We start from the raw sequence: 17,191 nt of genomic DNA, 5'->3' as shown, positions 1-17,191 counted from the left end.
CTGCCATTCTCTAGAATACCTGAAAACGCGAGCCCGTCGCCATGACAGAACATAACGTCCGCAACTTCAACATCAATTTCGGTCCGCAGCACCCGGCTGCGCACGGCGTTTTGCGTCTTGTCCTCGAGTTGGACGGCGAAATTGTGGAACGCGTCGATCCGCATATCGGCCTGCTGCATCGCGGCACGGAAAAGCTGATCGAAACGAAGACCTATCTGCAGGCCGTTCCTTACTTCGATCGCCTCGACTACGTGGCGCCGATGAACCAGGAACATGCCTATGCGCTGTCCGTCGAAAAGCTGCTCGGCATCGAAATTCCGATCCGTGGCCAGCTGATCCGCGTGCTCTACTCGGAAATCGGCCGCATCCTTTCGCATCTCCTGAACGTCACCACGCAGGCCATGGACGTCGGCGCGCTGACGCCGCCGCTCTGGGGCTTCGAAGAGCGCGAAAAGCTGATGGTATTCTATGAGCGCGCCTCGGGCTCGCGCATGCATGCCGCCTATATTCGTCCGGGCGGCGTCCATCAGGATCTGCCGGAAAAGCTGGTCCAGGATATCGGCGATTGGTGCGATCCCTTCCTGAAGGCACTCGATGATATCGACGACCTTCTGACCGGAAACCGCATTTTCAAGCAGCGTAACGTCGACATCGGCGTCGTCTCGCTGGAAGACTGTTGGGCCTGGGGCTTCTCGGGCGTCATGGTTCGCGGCTCCGGCGCCGCCTGGGATCTGCGCCGCTCGCAGCCCTATGAATGCTATTCGGATCTGGAATTCGACATTCCGATCGGCAAGAACGGCGATTGCTACGACCGTTATCTCATCCGCATGATCGAGATGCGCGAATCCGTCCGCATCATGAAGCAGTGCGTCAACCGTCTGCTCGGCGATGCCAAGACCGGTCCGGTCTCTTCGCTCGATGGTAAGGTCGTGCCGCCGAAGCGTGGCGAGATGAAGCGTTCGATGGAAGCGCTGATCCACCACTTCAAGCTCTACACCGAAGGTTATCACGTCCCGGCCGGCGAGGTTTATTGCGCCGTCGAAGCGCCGAAGGGCGAGTTCGGCGTCTACCTCGTCTCCGACGGTTCGAACAAGCCGTATCGCTGCAAGATACGCGCCCCGGGCTACGCACATCTGCAGGCCATGGATTTCATGTGCCGCGGCCATCAGCTTGCCGACGTCGCGGCCGTGCTCGGTTCGCTCGACATCGTGTTCGGCGAGGTGGATCGCTGATGCAGCAATGGCTGGTCATCGTTGCCGCGCTGCTTGTCGCTTCGGGTGCTTCCGCCCAGCAAGTCGGCAAGACGCAGACGTTGCCCAGCATCTCTCTGCAAGGTTCGACTGCGAAAGGCGCGAATGTTGCGAAGGGTGACAATACAGCCTCGCCGGGCAAGGAATCGACCATGGCCGATCTCGTGTCTCAGGGCTATGAAATCAAGGCCGCTGTGCCGAACGGCGGAAAGTTTGTTGTGTTTATGCAAAAAGACCAGTCGGCCTATGCCTGCGAATTCTTGTCCCTGACAGATACGCGGTGTGGGTCCATAAACTGAGATAAGGCGTGAAAGATGTCCGTTCGTCGACTAGCCGAAGATCAATTCCAGCCAGCAGCCTTCGCCTTCAACAAGGAGAATGCGGTCTGGGCGGAAAAGACGATCAAGAAATATCCAGAGGGTCGCCAGCAATCCGCGATCATCCCGCTGATGATGCGCGCGCAGGAGCAGGAAGGCTGGGTCACCAGGGCGGCTATCGAGACGATCGCCGACATGCTGGACATGGCCCACATCCGTGCGCTTGAAGTCGCGACCTTCTACACGCAGTTCCAGCTGAACCCGGTGGGCACCAAGGCGCATATCCAGGTTTGCGGCACGACGCCCTGCATGCTGCGTGGCGCCGAAGGGCTGGTGAAGGTCTGCAAGAGCAAGATCAATGGCCACGCCTTCGAACGCAATGCCGACGGCACGCTCTCTTGGGAAGAGGTCGAATGTCAGGGCGCCTGCGTCAATGCACCGATGGTCGTGATCGGCAAGGATACCTATGAGGATCTGACGCCTGAACGTCTCGAAGAGATCATCGATGCATTCTCGGCAGGCGAGGGCAGCAAAGTTCCGACCGGTCCGCAGATCGACCGCGTCTTCTCCGCGCCGGAAGGCGGCCTGACGTCACTGACGACGGAAGCTCCGAAGGCAAAGAGCGCCAGCAGCAAGGCTTCCGTCAAGGTCGACCCGGCTCCGGTTCCGCCATCCGAAGCGGCTCGCCCAAAGAGCACCGACGCTGAAACCAACGCAGCGCTGAAGACACCGGCGACCGCGCCGGCAGCCGCCGCCAAGAATGCCAAGGCAGCCGAAGCGCAGCCGCTTTCCGGGACTACCGCCGCCGAACCCGTAAAGGCGCCGGCCAGCAAGACCGAAAGCGCGCAGAAGCCGGTATTGACCGACAAGGACCGTCCCGCCGGCATCGAAAAGCCCGCGACCCCGGACGACCTAAAGCTGATTTCCGGCGTTGGCCCCAAGATCGAGGCCATTCTGCACGAATTGGGTATTTTCACCTTCGCGCAGGTCGCAAGCTGGAAGAAGGCCGAACGCGAATGGGTGGACGGCTATCTGAATTTCAGGGGCCGGATCGAGCGTGACGACTGGATCAAGCAGGCCAAGGCACTCGCTAAGGGTGGCGAAGCGGAATATATCAAGGTCTTCGGCAAGAAGCCGCGGTAAGAGGTGAAGCATGTTACAAGATCAAGATCGCATCTTTACCAATATCTACGGCCACAAGGACAAGTCCCTGAAGGGCGCGATGTCGCGCGGCCATTGGGACGGCACCAAGCAGATCCTCGAAAAGGGTCGTGACTGGATCATCAACGAGATGAAGGCGTCCGGCCTTCGCGGTCGCGGCGGCGCAGGCTTCCCGACCGGACTGAAGTGGTCCTTCATGCCGAAGGAAAATGACGGCCGTCCGCACTACCTCGTCGTCAATGCCGACGAGTCGGAGCCGGGTACCTGCAAGGACCGCGACATCATGCGCCACGATCCGCATACGCTGATCGAGGGCTGCGTCATCGCCGGTTTCGCCATGGGCGCGAACACCGCCTATATCTATGTTCGCGGCGAGTACATGCGCGAGCGTGAAGCGCTACAGGCGGCGATCGACGAATGCTACGATGCCGGACTTCTTGGTAAAAACAACAAGTTGGGCTGGGACTATGATGTTTACGTTCATCATGGTGCCGGCGCTTACATCTGCGGCGAGGAAACCGCGTTGCTCGAAAGCCTGGAAGGCAAGAAGGGCCAGCCGCGCCTGAAGCCACCATTCCCGGCCAATATGGGCCTCTATGGCTGCCCGACCACCGTCAACAATGTCGAGTCGATCGCCGTTGCCCCGACGATCCTGCGTCGCGGTGCCGGCTGGTTCTCCTCCTTCGGTCGCCCGAACAATGTCGGCACGAAGCTGTTCATGCTGTCCGGTCACGTCAATCGTCCGTGCACGGTCGAAGAAACCATGGGCATCACTTTCCGCGAGCTGGTCGACAAGCATGCCGGTGGCATTCGCGGCGGTTGGGACAATCTGCTTGCCGTCATTCCCGGCGGTGCGTCGTGCCCGATCGTTCCGGCGGCTGACATCATCGATTGCCCGATGGATTTCGATGGCCTGCGCGAAGTCAAGTCGTCCTTTGGTACGGCGGCTGCGATCGTCATGGACAAGTCCACCGACGTCATCAAGGCGATTGCCCGTATCTCGGCCTTCTTCAAGCATGAGAGCTGCGGCCAGTGCACGCCGTGCCGTGAAGGCACCGGCTGGATGTGGCGCGTGCTGGAACGCATGGCCCGGGGCAATGCGCAGAAGCGCGAGATCGACATGCTGTTCCAGGTGACGAAGCAGATCGAAGGTCATACCATCTGTGCGCTCGGCGATGCCGCCGCATGGCCGGTACAGGGCCTGATCCGCAACTTCCGCCCGGAAATCGAAAAGCGCATCGACCAGTACACGGCCAATGCGACGAGCCATGGCGCAGTGCTGGAAGCGGCCGAGTAGGGATGACGATGGCGAAGACCTCAGATACCAGGCAGGATAGCGGAGCGGCCGATGCATCGGCTGATCTCGGCCGTTTTGCCGCGGATATGCTGCGGAACGCGCCAATCATGCCGATCCATCCGTTGATGGCGCATCCCGCGGCGGCCTTCGCCGCGGCTGCCGCCATCGGCTTCGGTTTCACGTCGCAGATCGCCGGTGCGTTCTTCGGCGCGCTGCAGGGCGCGGTCGAAGCGACGAACAAGCGAGCTGTCGCGTCGGCCGAGGAAACGCCGGTGGTGAAGACGGACGGGGCAGGGGAAGCGAAGCCGGTCAAGGCGTCGCCTGTTGCCAAGCCCACTGTTGCAAAGCAGGCAGTCGTGAAGAAGGTTGAGCCGAAGCCGGCCGCGGTGAAAGCTGCGCCAGCCAAGGCAGCGGTGAAGATCAAAGCCAAGGTGGCCCCTACGGCGCCGGTTGTGGCCGAGGCAAAGCCAGCGGCGGCTCCGGCACGCAGCCGCAAGACTGCCGTCAAGACGGATGACCTGAAGCGGATTTCGGGCATTGGTCCGAAGCTGGAGCAGGTTCTGAACGGTCGCGGCATTCTGCGCGTCGCCGATATCGCCGCCTGGAGCGACGCGGATATCGATCGGATTGATGCGGAACTTGGTTTCGATGGTCGTATTCGTCGCGACGACTGGGTCGGCCAGGCAAAGGCGTTTCAGCCGAAAGGCCGGGCTTGAGAGTTTTCCACGGCTGATCCGGCCGTGGAGTGAGAATGAGCGGTGGACATGGTGCGGGTGCTGCCCGTGATAGTTCGCCGGAATGCGGATCTTGTGGGGGACAAGGTTCGGCAAAGGTGATTGTGAGCAAGACTGGTGCCACGCGGCTCAAATGCCGTGCCGGTGGCGAATAGGTGTTGCGGTCATGAAATTGTCTGTGGCCAGGTTCGGCGGCAGACGTGACATAGGACTGAGTGGACGATGGCAAAACTGAAGATTGACGGCAAAGAGATCGAAGTCCCGGATCACTACACGCTTATCCAGGCGTGCGAGGAAGCCGGCGCCGAAGTCCCGCGCTTCTGCTTCCATGAACGACTGTCGGTGGCCGGCAATTGCCGCATGTGCCTCGTCGAAGTGAAGGGTGGCCCGCCGAAGCCGCAGGCTTCCTGCGCCATGGGCGTGCGCGATATCCGTGGCGGCCCGAACGGCGAGCTTCCGGAAGTTTTCACCAACACGCCGATGGTCAAGAAGGCCCGCGAAGGCGTGATGGAGTTCCTGCTGATCAACCATCCGCTGGATTGCCCGATCTGCGACCAGGGCGGCGAATGCGACCTGCAGGACCAGGCCATGGCGTTTGGTATCGACAGCTCGCGCTATCAGGAAGACAAGCGCGCCGTCGAAGACAAGTATATTGGCCCGCTCGTCAGCACCGTGATGAACCGCTGCATCCACTGCACGCGCTGCGTCCGCTTCACGACGGAAGTCGCCGGCATTTCTGAACTCGGCCTGATCGGCCGTGGCGAGGACGCCGAAATCACCACCTATCTCGAGCAGGCGATGACCTCCGAGCTCCAGGGCAATGTCGTCGATCTTTGCCCGGTCGGCGCGCTGACCTCGAAGCCTTTCGCCTTCACGGCTCGCCCGTGGGAACTGAACAAGACCGAATCGGTCGACGTCATGGACGCGCTCGGCTCGGCCATTCGCGTCGACACCCGTGGCCGCGAAGTCATGCGCGTGCTGCCGCGCGTCAACGAGCAGATCAATGAAGAATGGATCTCCGACAAGACCCGCTTCATCTGGGACGGCCTCAAGACGCAGCGCCTCGACAAGCCTTATGTCCGCAAGGATGGCCGCCTCCAGCCGGCAACTTGGGGCGACGCTTTTGCCGCCATCAAGTCCGCTGTTGCCGCCACCAGCGGCGACAAGATCGGCGCGATTGCCGGCGACCTTGCTTCCGTCGAGGAAATGTATGCTCTCTCTGAGCTGCTGAAATCGCTGGGATCGGAAAATCTCGACTGTCGCCAGGACGGGACGGCGCTTGATCCGTCGCTGGGCCGCGCAAGCTACATCTTCAATCCGAGCATCGAAGGCATCGAAGCCGCCGATGCACTGTTGATCATCGGCGCCAATCCGCGCTTCGAAGCAGCCGTGCTGAACTCGCGCATCCGCAAACGCTGGCGTCGCGGCAAGTTCCCGATCGGCGTGATCGGCGAACATGGCGACCTGCGTTACCCCTACGACTATCTCGGCGCTGGCCCGGAGACGCTTGCCGATCTGGTCAGCGGCTCGCACAGCTTTGCCGAAGTTCTGAAGACCGCGCAGAAGCCGATGATCATCATCGGCCAGGGCGCGCTCATCCGCGAAGACGGCGCCAAGGTACTGGCGAATGCCGCCAAGCTCGCCGCTGCCGTTGGCGTGGTCAAGGATGACTGGAACGGCTTTGCGGTTCTGCATACGGCAGCGTCCCGCGTCGGCGGCCTCGACCTCGGCTTCGTGCCGGGCGAAAAGGGCGTCAACGCAGCTCAGATGCTTGCTTCGATGGATGTTCTCTTCCTGCTCGGCGCCGACGAGCTGGACTTTAGCCGCAAGGGCTCGAAGTTCACCGTCTACATCGGCTCGCATGGTGATAACGGCGCGCACAATGCCGACGTCATCCTGCCGGCAGCCACCTACACCGAAAAGTCGGGCACCTGGGTCAACACCGAGGGCCGCGTACAGGTCGGCAACCGCGCCGGCTTCGCCCCGGGCGATGCTCGCGAGGACTGGGCTGTCATCCGCGCCCTTTCCGACGTACTCGGCAAGAAGCTTCCCTTTGATTCGCTGAGAGAATTGCGCGTCAAGCTCTATGCCGCTTTCCCGCATTTCGCCGGTATTGACGAGATCGCTGAAGGCGATAGCGCTCAAATTGTCGCACTTGCGAAAAAAGCCGGCGCGATGGGCAAATCCGCGTTTGCTTCGCCGATCAAAGACTTCTATTTGACGAACCCGATAGCGCGTGCCTCGGCGGTTATGGCCGAGTGCTCCGCATTGGCCCGCAACAATTTCCAGGCTGCGGCAGAGTAAGGGCAGAGGACCATGGATTCATTCGTTTCGACCTATCTCTGGCCGGCGCTGATTATGATTGGTCAGTCCCTGCTGCTTCTGGTCTGCCTGCTGGTCTTCATCGCCTACATCCTTCTTGCCGACCGCAAGATCTGGGCGGCCGTTCAGCTGCGCCGCGGCCCGAACGTCGTCGGTCCCTTCGGCCTGTTCCAGTCCTTTGCCGACCTTTTGAAGTTCATGGTCAAGGAGCCGATCATTCCGGCCGGCGCCAACAAGGCGGTCTTCCTGCTAGCGCCACTGGTTTCCGTGGTGCTGGCACTCTCTACCTGGGCCGTCGTGCCGGTGGCGAACGGCTGGGTTATCGCCAACATCAATGTCGGCATTCTTTACATTCTGGCGATCTCGTCGCTCGAAGTGTACGGCATCATCATGGGCGGTTGGGCTTCGAATTCGAAGTATCCGTTCCTCGGCGCGCTGCGCTCCGCCGCGCAGATGGTGTCCTACGAAGTCTCGATCGGTCTGGTCATCGTCACCGTCCTGCTCTGCGTCGGTTCGCTCAACCTGACGGATATCGTCATGTCGCAGCAGACCGGCCTCGGCACCAAGCTCGGCCTGCCGGCCTCGTTCCTCGACTGGCACTGGCTGTCGCTGTTCCCGATGTTCATCGTGTTCTTCATTTCGGCTCTGGCTGAAACGAACCGTCCGCCCTTCGACCTTCCGGAAGCGGAATCGGAACTGGTTGCCGGCTTCATGGTCGAATACGGTTCCGCGCCGTACATGATGTTCATGCTCGGCGAATATGCCGCCGTCGTTCTGATGTGCTCGCTGACCACGATCCTTTTCCTCGGCGGCTGGTTGCCTCCGGTCGATATCTGGATCCTGAGCTGGGTTCCGGGCATCATCTGGTTCATGCTGAAGGCATGCTTCGTCTTCTTCATGTTCGCGATGGTCAAGGCTTTCGTGCCGCGCTACCGCTACGACCAGCTCATGCGTCTCGGCTGGAAGGTATTCCTGCCGCTGTCGCTCGCCATGGTCGTCATTGTTGCATTCGTGCTGAAGCTGACGGGATGGGCATGATGATGTCGATCCTCGCTTCAAGCAGATTTGGAGGTTGAAGATGGCCGGATTTTCCAACGCCGTCAGCTCGGTGTTCCTCAAGGAATTCGTCGGCGCATTCTTTCTGTCGATGCGTTACTTCTTCAAACAGAAGGCGACGATCAATTATCCCTTCGAAAAGGGACCGGTCAGCCCGCGCTTCCGTGGGGAACACGCCCTGCGTCGTTATCCGAACGGCGAAGAACGCTGCATCGCGTGCAAGCTGTGCGAGGCGATCTGTCCTGCCCAGGCTATCACCATCGAAGCCGGGCCGCGCCGCAATGACGGCACCCGCCGCACGGTGCGTTACGACATCGACATGGTGAAGTGCATCTATTGCGGCTTCTGCCAGGAAGCCTGCCCGGTCGACGCCATCGTCGAAGGGCCGAACTTCGAATTCGCCACTGAAACCCGCGAAGAGCTTTATTTCGACAAGGCGCGGCTTCTGGAAAATGGCGACCGCTGGGAACGCGAAATCGCGCGCAACATCGCGGTCGACTCGCCGTACCGCTAAGCGGAATTTTGAATATGCCGTGACGGGCGGCTGAGATTGTCGCCGTCGCGGTTGAATAGAGACCGGGGCTTTGTGCCGGACATGTGTCCGGCCAAGTCCCATCGGGCAGGGACACTCCCGGCTGCCCGGGGGAAGACGAAAAAGGCACCAACATGGGTCTGCAGGCTCTTTTTTTCTATATCTTCGCCTTTGTCGCGGTGGCGTCGGCGTTCATGGTTATCTCGGCGCGGAATCCGGTCCACTCGGTCCTGTTCCTCATCCTGGTCTTCTTTAATGCCGCTGGCCTCTTCCTCCTCCTGGGGGCGGAATTCCTGGCGATGATCCTGCTGGTCGTCTATGTCGGCGCGGTTGCGGTTCTCTTCCTCTTCGTGGTCATGATGCTCGACATCGACTTTTCGGAGCTGAGGGCCGGCATTCTGGAATATGCCCCGATCGGCGCGCTGATCGGCATCATCCTCGCCGCCGAACTGATCGTCGTCGTCGGTGGCAGCGTGATTTCGCCCGAGATCGCCAAGTCGGTCGCCATGCCGATCCCGGCTTTGACGGAGCGGACGAACACTGCCGCGCTCGGCGACGTGCTCTATACCAACTACGTTTATTTCTTCGAGATCGCCGGCCTTGTGCTGCTGGTCGCGATGATCGGCGCCATCGTTCTGACGCTGAGGCATCGCACGCACATCAAGCGCCAGAATATTTCCCAACAGGTCGCCCGCACGCCCGCGACCGCCGTCGAGGTGGTCAAGGTCAAGCCGGGGCAGGGCGTCTGAGGCGAGGCACGAGGGTCAAAGGAACAAGAACATGGTTATCGGACTTTCCCACTACCTCACGGTCAGCGCCATTCTTTTCGTGCTCGGCGTCTTCGGTATCTTCCTGAATCGCAAGAACGTGATCATCATCCTGATGTCGGTCGAGCTCATCCTGCTCGCGGTCAACATCAACATGGTCGCCTTTTCGTCGTTCCTCAACGACATCGTCGGCCAGGTCTTCGCTCTGTTCATTCTGACCGTCGCTGCTGCGGAAGCGGCCATCGGTCTGGCAATTCTCGTCGTCTTCTACCGTAACCGCGGCTCCATCGCCGTCGAAGACGTCAACGTGATGAAGGGCTGATACAGCTATGTTCCTATATAAGGCTATCGTCTTTCTTCCCCTGATCGGCGCTGTTATCGCCGGCCTGTTCGGCCGCGGCATCGGCGCCAAGGCGTCGGAATACGTCACCACCGGCTTGATGATCATTGCCGCGATCCTGTCCTGGGTTGCCTTCTTTACCGTGGCGCTCGGCCATGTCGAAGGCCCGATCAAGGTCGACGTGCTGCGCTGGATCCAGTCGGGCGGCATTGATGTCGCCTGGTCGCTGCGCATCGACACGCTGACCTCTGTGATGCTGATCGTCGTGAACTCGGTTTCGACCCTCGTTCACGTCTATTCGATCGGATATATGCACCACGATCCGCATCGTCCGCGCTTCTTCGCCTATCTTTCGCTCTTCACCTTCGCCATGCTGATGCTGGTGACCTCCGACAACCTCGCCCAGATGTTTTTCGGCTGGGAAGGCGTCGGTCTCGCTTCGTATCTGCTCATCGGCTTCTGGTTCAAGAAGCCTTCGGCATCTGCAGCCGCGATGAAGGCCTTCATCGTCAACCGCGTCGGCGACTTCGGTTTCGTGCTCGGCATCGCCGGCGTCTTCGTCCTTTTCGGCTCGATCAACTTCGACGTCATCTTCGGCAATGCCCAGGCATTTGCAGCGGGGCAGGGCGGTCAGCCGGGCGATATCGTGCTGAACCTCTTCGGCATGCACCTTGATCGCGGTCATGCGCTGACCGGCGTCTGCCTGCTGCTCTTCATGGGCGCCATGGGCAAGTCGGCACAGTTCCTGCTGCACACCTGGCTGCCGGACGCGATGGAGGGCCCGACCCCGGTGTCGGCGCTCATCCATGCCGCGACCATGGTCACCGCCGGCGTCTTCTTGGTCGCCCGCATGTCGCCGATCTTCGAACTCTCGCCGGATGCGCTGACCTTCGTCACCATCATCGGTGCGATCACCGCCTTCTTCGCGGCGACCGTCGGCCTCGTGCAGAACGACATCAAGCGCGTCATCGCCTATTCGACCTGTTCGCAGCTCGGCTACATGTTCGTGGCGCTGGGTGTCGGTGCCTATGGCGCAGCCATCTTCCACCTGTTCACGCACGCCTTCTTCAAGGCTCTGCTCTTCCTCTGCGCCGGCTCGGTCATCCATGCCGTCGATGGCGAGCAGGACATGCGCTTCATGGGTGGCCTTCGTCCGCATATCCAGAAGACTTTCTGGATGATGGTCATCGGCACGCTGGCGATCACCGGCGTCGGCATTCCCCTGACGCATATCGGTTTTGCCGGGTTCCTCTCGAAGGACGCGATCATCCTCGCCGCCTTCTCCTCGCATAATCCGGCCGCCGGTTTCGCCTTCACGCTGCTGGTCATCGCCGCGATGTTCACCAGCTTCTATTCATGGCGCCTGATCTTCATGACCTTCTTCGGCAAGCCCCGCGCTTCGCATGAGGTCATGCATCATGTTCATGAATCGCCGAACGTCATGCTGATCCCGCTCTATCTGTTGGCGATCGGCGCGGTCGCCGCGGGCATGTATTTCCATGCCGATTTCGTCGGTCATGAATACGAGGAGTTCTGGAAGCACGCGCTCTTCACGCTGCCGGACAACAAGATTCTCGAAGAGATGGAGCATGCACCGCATTGGGTCGAACTCAGCCCGTTCATTGCGATGCTGCTCGGTCTCGTGACCGCCTGGTACATGTACATCAAGTCGCCGGAGACGCCGAAGGCACTCGCAAAGCAGCATCGCGCGCTCTACGAGTTCCTGCTGAACAAGTGGTACTTCGACGAGCTCTATGACTTCCTCTTCGTCCGGTCGGCCAAGGCGCTTGGTCGCTTCCTCTGGAAGAAGGGCGATGTTGGGGTCATCGATACTTACGGTCCGAATGGTATCGCGGCCCGCGTCTCTGATGTCACCAACCGCGTCGTTCGCCTGCAGACCGGTTACCTCTATCACTATGCCTTCGCGATGCTGCTCGGTATTGCAGCCCTCGTTACCTGGATGATGCTCGGGAGTTCCCTCTGATGACCGATTGGCCTATTCTTTCAACGGTCACGTTCCTGCCGCTGGTCGGCGTTCTCATCCTGCTGTTCATGCGGGATGACGGACCCAATGGCCGCCGCAATATCCTGAACGTCTCGCTGCTGACGACGGTCTTCACCTTCATCGTTTCGCTGTTCATCTGGATCGGCTTCGACAACGCCAATCCGGGCTTCCAGATGATCGAGAAGCATGGCTGGCTCGGCACAGGCATCAGCTATCACCTCGGCGTCGACGGCATCTCCATGCTGTTCGTCATCCTGTCGACCTTCCTGATGCCTTTCTGCGTGCTGGCAAGCTGGCTCTCGGTCGAGAAGCGCCTGAAGGACTACATGATCGCCTTCCTCGTCCTCGAGACGATGATGATCGGCGTGTTCGTATCGCTGGATATCGTGCTGTTCTACGTCTTCTTCGAAGCCGGCCTCATCCCGATGTTCCTGATCATCGGCGTCTGGGGCGGCAAGGATCGCGTCTACGCCAGCTACAAGTTCTTCCTTTATACGCTGCTCGGCTCGGTGCTGATGCTGCTCGCCATCATGGCGATGTACTGGCAGGCCGGTACGACGGATATCCCGTCGCTGCTCGCCTACAAGTTCCCGCCGCATATGCAGACATGGCTATGGCTTGCCTTCTTCGCCTCCTTCGCGGTGAAGATGCCGATGTGGCCGGTTCATACCTGGCTTCCCGACGCGCACGTTCAGGCGCCGACGGCGGGCTCGGTCATTCTGGCCGGTATCCTCTTGAAGCTCGGCGGCTACGGTCTCATCCGCTTCTCGCTCGGCATGTTCCCGAACGCGTCTGAATATTTCGCACCGCTCGTCTTCGCCATGTCCGTCATTGCCATCATCTACACCTCGCTGGTGGCGCTGATGCAGGAAGACATCAAGAAGCTGATCGCCTACTCCTCGGTCGCGCACATGGGCTATGTCACCATGGGCATCTTCGCGGCCAACCAGCAGGGTGTTCAGGGCGCGATCTTCCAGATGCTGTCGCACGGCATCGTCTCGGGCGCACTCTTCCTCTGCGTCGGCGTGATCTATGACCGTACCCATACCCGCGAAATCGCGGCCTATGGCGGGCTGGTCAACAACATGCCGAAATATGCGGTCGCGATGATGATCTTCACCATGGCCAATGTCGGTCTGCCCGGCACCTCCGGCTTCATCGGCGAATTCCTGACCCTGATCGGCGTCTTCCGTGTCAACACCTGGGTTGCGCTGTTTGCCGCCACCGGTGTCATCCTTTCGGCCGCTTACGCGCTTTGGCTTTACCGCCGCGTCATCTTCGGCGCGCTGGAAAAGGAAAACCTGAAGAAGCTCTTGGATCTGTCGCCGCGCGAACAGCTGATCCTCTATCCGCTGATCGCACTGACGATCCTCTTCGGCGTCTATCCGGCTCCGATCTTCGATGCGACGGCCGCTTCGGTGGATCTGCTTGTGAACAACTACACCGCAGCCCTGCACGCCGCGCAGAATGTTGCGCTGTCGATGAATTGATGACGGGACTTATTCGACATGACTGCTGACACAATTCTTGCAAGCCTGCATCTTTCCATCCCGGAGCTCATCCTCGCGGTCGGTGCGCTTGTGCTGCTCATGATCGGCGTCTTTTCAGGCGAACGGTCCGGTCCCACGGTCACCGGTCTTGCCATCGCGGTTCTTGCGGTGGCCGGTCTCTGGATCATCTTCGTGCCGGGCGAAGGCCTGGCCTACGGCGGCGCCTATCTCGCCGACGGCTTCTCGCGCTTCATGAAGATCGTCGCGCTGGTCGGCTCGATCGTCGCCATGTTCATGAGCATGGGGCAGGCGCGCGAGCAACAGCTCGATCGCTTCGAGTTCCCGGTGCTCCTGCTGCTGGCGACCCTCGGCATCCTGCTGATGATCTCGGCGCATGACCTGATCTCGCTCTACCTGTCGCTGGAACTGCAGTCGCTGGCGCTCTACGTCGTTGCTGCCATCAACCGTGACAGCCTGAAGTCGACGGAAGCGGGCCTGAAGTATTTCGTGCTCGGCGCGCTGTCCTCGGGCATGCTGCTCTACGGCATGTCGCTGGTCTACGGCTTCACCGGTCATACGACCTTCGATGCAATTGCCACGGCACTCAGCGCCGAGACCCGTTCGCTCGGCCTGGTCTTCGGTCTGGTCTTCGTTCTCGCCGGCCTTGCCTTCAAGATCTCCGCCGTGCCGTTTCACATGTGGACGCCGGACGTTTATGAAGGCGCGCCGACCCCGGTCACCGCCTTCTTTGCCGCTGCTCCCAAGGTTGCGGCCATGGCGATCCTGACCCGCATCGTGATCACCGCTTTCCATCCGGTGCTTGCCGACTGGCAGCAGATCATCGTCTTCATCTCGATTGCCTCGATGGTGCTCGGCGCCTTTGCCGCGATTGGTCAGCGCAACTTCAAGCGACTGATGGCCTATTCCTCCATCGGCCACATGGGCTATGCGCTGGTCGGCCTTGCCGCCGGCAATCAGACCGGCGTCTCCGGCGTCATGCTCTATATGGTCATCTACATGGTCATGACCCTCGGCGTCTTCGCCATCATCATGGCGATGCGCCGCAAGGACGGACGTCAGGTCGAGAATGTTGACGACCTTGCCGGCCTTTCGACGACCAACCCGTTCATGGCGGTCGTGCTGACGGCGCTGATGTTCTCGCTGGCAGGCATTCCGCCGCTCGCGGGCTTCTTCGGGAAGTATTTCGTCTTCGTTGCCGCTATCCAGGCTCATCTCTATGCGCTCGCCATTATCGGTGTTCTCTCGTCGGTTGTCGGTGCCTACTACTATCTGCGCGTCATCAAGCTGATGTGGTTCGATGAAGCCAAGGACGAGTTCGTCCGCACGGACGGTTCGCTGCGTCTGGTCTTCGGTCTCTCCGGTCTTTTCGTCCTTACCTATATCTTCTTTGGCGGTGCTATCGGTGGTGCTGCTGATCTTGCTGCCGCGACGCTGTTTTGATGGCGTCTGACATGAACAGCCGGAAGTCGCTCGCCGACTTCCGGCATGATGCTCTCTCGGAGACTGCGTCCACCAATAGCGAATGCCTGGAGCGGGCGAGGGCTGGGGACGCCGGAAATCTCTGGGTGACGGCGGCCCGCCAGACGGGTGGCCGTGGACGCCGCGGGCGTCCCTGGGTGTCTGAACCCGGTAATCTTTACGCTTCTCTTCTTCTCATCGATCCAGCCCCCATGGACCGCCTTGGCTCATTGCCCCTGGCCGTCGCCGTCGGTGTGCATCAGGCGGTGCGCGGCGTGCTGCCCCTGGCGGCGGAGCCCGTTGAGGTCAAGTGGCCGAACGACATCCTGATCGGCCGCAAGAAGACCTGCGGCATCCTGATCGAAGGGGAGGCCCTCTCCGACGGACGCTATGCGCTGGTCATCGGTATCGGCATCAATGTCGCCGTCATGCCCGACAATCCGATGTATCCGGTCACCTGCCTGCGCGAGCAGGGCTCGACGGTGTCGCCGGAAGAATTGTTTGCCCATCTCTACGCCTCCATGGGTGAGGCGCTGGCCGTCTGGAACAGCGGCAAGGGTGTTCGCGAGATAACGGCGCGCTGGCGCGACGTTGCTTGCGGCATCGGTGAAAAGATCACAGTGAATCTGCCGGATCGTTCGATTTCCGGGCATTTTGCCGGAATTGATGATAATGGCTTGTTGATGCTCGACGCCGGCGGCGGCAAGGTTTTGCCGATCGCGGCGGGCGACGTTTTTTTCAGATCGTAGGTAAAAGATAGATATGGCGAAGCAAGACGAACTGGTGTTTCTGCCTCTCGGCGGCGTCGGCGAGATCGGCATGAACCTCGCCCTTTACGGCTATGGTACGCCGGAACATCGTCAGTGGATCATGGTCGATTGCGGCGTCACCTTTCCGGGGCCGGATCTGCCGGGCGTCGATCTCGTGCTCCCCGACATTCGTTTTCTCGCCAAGGAACGCAAGAACCTCAAAGGCATCATCATCACGCACGCGCATGAGGATCACTACGGTGCTCTGAGCGATCTCTGGCCTGGCCTGAACGTCCCCGTCTATGCCTCGGGCTTTACCGCCGGCCTGCTGGAAGCCAAGCGCGATTACGAAAAGACGATGGGCCAGATTCCGATCACCCCGTTCAAGGCTGGTGACCGCATCAATGTCGGCCCGTTCAGCATCGAAGGCGTCGCCGTCAATCACTCCATTCCCGAGCCGATGTCGCTGATGATCCGCACGCCGGTTGGCAATGTCATCCATACCGGTGACTGGAAGATCGACCACGAGCCGTCGCTCGGGCCGCTCACCGACGAGGCGCGTTTCCGTCAGCTTGGCGACGAAGGCGTGCTGGCGCTGATGTGCGATTCCACCAATGCGCTTCGCGATGGCGTGTCGCCCTCGGAAAAGGATGTGTCCGCAAGTCTGCGCAAGATCATCGAGAATGCCGAGGGCAGGGTGGCAATCACCACCTTCTCCTCGAATGTCGGCCGCATTCGCACCATCGCCGAGGCAGCCGAAGCTGCGGGCCGCGAGATTTTGCTGCTCGGCAGTTCGCTGAAGCGCGTGGTCGACGTCTCCCGCGATATCGGCATCATGGAAGGCCTCAAGCCGTTCATTGCCGAGGATGAGTATGGCTATATCCCGCGCGACAAGGTCGTCATCATCCTGACTGGCAGCCAGGGCGAGCCGCGCGCCGCCCTTGCCAAGCTGTCCCGCGATGAGATGCGCCACGTCGCGCTCGCCGCCGGCGACATCGTTGTCTTTTCCTCGCGCGCCATCCCCGGCAACGAGAAGGCGATCCAGGATATCAAGAACGGTCTCACCGAACAGGGCGTGCATGTGGTGACGGACGCGGAAGCGCTGGTCCACGTCTCCGGCCATCCGCGCCGCAACGAACTGCAGAAGATGTACGAGTGGACGCGGCCGAAGGTCGTCGTGCCGGTGCATGGCGAGCCGACGCATCTGGCCGCGCATAAGGAATTGGCCGAGCAATCCGGCATCTCCATCGTGCCCAAGGTTCGCAATGGCGACATATTGCGGCTGGCGCCCGGTTCGGTCGAAGTCATCGGTCAGGCCCCGCATGGCCGCATCTTCAAGGATGGCATACTGATCGGCGATTACGACGAGATGGGCATCGGCGATCGCAAGAAGCTTTCCTATGTCGGCCATGTCGCCGTTAACGTCGTGCTGGATGCCCGCTATGACATCGTCGGCGATCCGGATCTCGTCGCGATCGGCCTGCCGGCCTATGACGACGAGGGCGAAGAGATGGAAGACACGCTGTTCGACGCCGTCGTCAGCGCCATCGAGAGCATTCCGCGCGCTCGCCGCAAGGATATCGACATGTTGCAGGAAGCCGCGCGCCGCGCCGTGCGTGCTGCCGCCAATCATGGCTGGGGCAAGAAGCCTGTCGTGACCGTCTTCGTCACGCGCATGGCGGGTTGATCCAC

At 60.7% G+C, this 17,191-nt stretch carries 15 protein-coding genes; all 15 read left to right on the top strand.

Features of this window, described 5'->3' with window-relative positions; all coding sequences use genetic code 11:
• Positions 1-41: 41 nt before the first annotated feature.
• The 15 genes from AC1RO0_RS17530 to AC1RO0_RS17460 all read left to right on the top strand — a co-directional run bounded on the left by AC1RO0_RS17530 (position 42) and on the right by AC1RO0_RS17460 (position 17,186).
• Complete coding sequence (locus AC1RO0_RS17530; RefSeq protein ID WP_007689950.1) at positions 42-1,232, top strand: NADH-quinone oxidoreductase subunit D; 1,191 nt, start codon at positions 42-44, stop codon at positions 1,230-1,232.
• Positions 1,232-1,549: a hypothetical protein gene (locus tag AC1RO0_RS17525; RefSeq protein ID WP_498594128.1), complete on the top strand. Its 318-nt coding sequence runs from the start codon at positions 1,232-1,234 to the stop codon at positions 1,547-1,549. Before AC1RO0_RS17530 ends, AC1RO0_RS17525 begins: the two co-directional genes overlap by 1 nt.
• Positions 1,550-1,564: 15 nt before the next feature.
• Complete coding sequence (locus tag AC1RO0_RS17520; protein ID WP_498594127.1) at positions 1,565-2,710, top strand: NADH-quinone oxidoreductase subunit E; 1,146 nt, start codon at positions 1,565-1,567, stop codon at positions 2,708-2,710.
• Between the two features lie 10 nt (positions 2,711-2,720).
• The gene (nuoF, locus tag AC1RO0_RS17515; RefSeq protein WP_498594126.1) at positions 2,721-4,025 is read left to right on the top strand and encodes an NADH-quinone oxidoreductase subunit NuoF; all 1,305 of its coding nucleotides are present in this window, start codon (positions 2,721-2,723) and stop codon (positions 4,023-4,025) included.
• An 8-nt stretch (positions 4,026-4,033) separates the two neighbouring features.
• On the top strand, positions 4,034-4,741 hold the full coding sequence (locus AC1RO0_RS17510) for a helix-hairpin-helix domain-containing protein (RefSeq protein ID WP_498594125.1): 708 nt from the start codon (positions 4,034-4,036) through the stop codon (positions 4,739-4,741).
• Positions 4,742-4,981: 240 nt separating this feature from the next.
• A complete protein-coding gene (gene nuoG / locus AC1RO0_RS17505) occupies positions 4,982-7,063 on the top strand; it encodes an NADH-quinone oxidoreductase subunit NuoG (protein WP_498594124.1) in 2,082 nt (693 codons plus the stop codon).
• 12 nt (positions 7,064-7,075) lie between these two features.
• Positions 7,076-8,119, top strand: coding sequence for an NADH-quinone oxidoreductase subunit NuoH (gene nuoH, locus AC1RO0_RS17500; RefSeq protein ID WP_007689956.1), 1,044 nt, complete (start codon positions 7,076-7,078; stop codon positions 8,117-8,119).
• Positions 8,120-8,159: 40 nt separating this feature from the next.
• Entirely contained in the window at positions 8,160-8,651 is a 492-nt protein-coding gene (gene nuoI, locus AC1RO0_RS17495) for an NADH-quinone oxidoreductase subunit NuoI (RefSeq protein ID WP_498594123.1), read from the top strand.
• A gap of 152 nt (positions 8,652-8,803) precedes the next feature.
• On the top strand, positions 8,804-9,418 hold the full coding sequence (locus AC1RO0_RS17490; RefSeq protein WP_034518728.1) for an NADH-quinone oxidoreductase subunit J: 615 nt from the start codon (positions 8,804-8,806) through the stop codon (positions 9,416-9,418).
• Positions 9,419-9,449: 31 nt separating this feature from the next.
• Positions 9,450-9,758: an NADH-quinone oxidoreductase subunit NuoK gene (gene nuoK / locus AC1RO0_RS17485; protein ID WP_007689961.1), complete on the top strand. Its 309-nt coding sequence runs from the start codon at positions 9,450-9,452 to the stop codon at positions 9,756-9,758.
• A 7-nt stretch (positions 9,759-9,765) separates the two neighbouring features.
• The gene (nuoL, locus tag AC1RO0_RS17480) at positions 9,766-11,760 is read left to right on the top strand and encodes an NADH-quinone oxidoreductase subunit L (protein ID WP_498594122.1); all 1,995 of its coding nucleotides are present in this window, start codon (positions 9,766-9,768) and stop codon (positions 11,758-11,760) included.
• A complete protein-coding gene (locus AC1RO0_RS17475; protein ID WP_498594121.1) occupies positions 11,760-13,271 on the top strand; it encodes an NADH-quinone oxidoreductase subunit M in 1,512 nt (503 codons plus the stop codon). The genes nuoL and AC1RO0_RS17475 overlap by 1 nt, the downstream gene beginning before the upstream one ends.
• Before the next feature lie 18 nt (positions 13,272-13,289).
• Complete coding sequence (nuoN, locus tag AC1RO0_RS17470; protein ID WP_498594120.1) at positions 13,290-14,732, top strand: NADH-quinone oxidoreductase subunit NuoN; 1,443 nt, start codon at positions 13,290-13,292, stop codon at positions 14,730-14,732.
• Positions 14,732-15,499 (top strand): biotin--[acetyl-CoA-carboxylase] ligase, encoded by a 768-nt coding sequence (locus tag AC1RO0_RS17465; protein ID WP_498594119.1) that lies wholly within the window; start codon positions 14,732-14,734, stop codon positions 15,497-15,499. The genes nuoN and AC1RO0_RS17465 overlap by 1 nt, the downstream gene beginning before the upstream one ends.
• 13 nt (positions 15,500-15,512) lie before the next feature.
• Positions 15,513-17,186: a ribonuclease J gene (locus AC1RO0_RS17460; RefSeq protein ID WP_498594118.1), complete on the top strand. Its 1,674-nt coding sequence runs from the start codon at positions 15,513-15,515 to the stop codon at positions 17,184-17,186.
• The last annotated feature ends 5 nt before the right edge of the window (positions 17,187-17,191 follow it).

Source organism: Rhizobium sp. GW821-FHT14E12, from assembly GCF_058803745.1.
This window is presented reverse-complemented; position numbering and strand designations above follow the sequence as displayed.

Bases quoted from the DNA above. Each gene is read 5' to 3' on its own strand.
- nuoG (WP_498594124.1), top strand. From the start codon at position 4,982: ATGGCAAAACTGAAGATTGACGGCAAAGAGATCGAAGTCCCGGATCAC.
- AC1RO0_RS17475 (WP_498594121.1), top strand. From the start codon at position 11,760: ATGACCGATTGGCCTATTCTTTCAACGGTCACGTTCCTGCCGCTGGTC.
- AC1RO0_RS17490 (WP_034518728.1), top strand. From the start codon at position 8,804: ATGGGTCTGCAGGCTCTTTTTTTCTATATCTTCGCCTTTGTCGCGGTG.
- nuoL (WP_498594122.1), top strand. From the start codon at position 9,766: ATGTTCCTATATAAGGCTATCGTCTTTCTTCCCCTGATCGGCGCTGTT.
- nuoH (WP_007689956.1), top strand. From the start codon at position 7,076: ATGGATTCATTCGTTTCGACCTATCTCTGGCCGGCGCTGATTATGATT.
- AC1RO0_RS17510 (WP_498594125.1), top strand. From the start codon at position 4,034: ATGGCGAAGACCTCAGATACCAGGCAGGATAGCGGAGCGGCCGATGCA.
- AC1RO0_RS17530 (WP_007689950.1), top strand. From the start codon at position 42: ATGACAGAACATAACGTCCGCAACTTCAACATCAATTTCGGTCCGCAG.
- AC1RO0_RS17460 (WP_498594118.1), top strand. From the start codon at position 15,513: ATGGCGAAGCAAGACGAACTGGTGTTTCTGCCTCTCGGCGGCGTCGGC.
- nuoI (WP_498594123.1), top strand. From the start codon at position 8,160: ATGGCCGGATTTTCCAACGCCGTCAGCTCGGTGTTCCTCAAGGAATTC.
- AC1RO0_RS17525 (WP_498594128.1), top strand. From the start codon at position 1,232: ATGCAGCAATGGCTGGTCATCGTTGCCGCGCTGCTTGTCGCTTCGGGT.
- AC1RO0_RS17465 (WP_498594119.1), top strand. From the start codon at position 14,732: ATGGCGTCTGACATGAACAGCCGGAAGTCGCTCGCCGACTTCCGGCAT.
- nuoK (WP_007689961.1), top strand. From the start codon at position 9,450: ATGGTTATCGGACTTTCCCACTACCTCACGGTCAGCGCCATTCTTTTC.
- AC1RO0_RS17520 (WP_498594127.1), top strand. From the start codon at position 1,565: ATGTCCGTTCGTCGACTAGCCGAAGATCAATTCCAGCCAGCAGCCTTC.
- nuoF (WP_498594126.1), top strand. From the start codon at position 2,721: ATGTTACAAGATCAAGATCGCATCTTTACCAATATCTACGGCCACAAG.
- nuoN (WP_498594120.1), top strand. From the start codon at position 13,290: ATGACTGCTGACACAATTCTTGCAAGCCTGCATCTTTCCATCCCGGAG.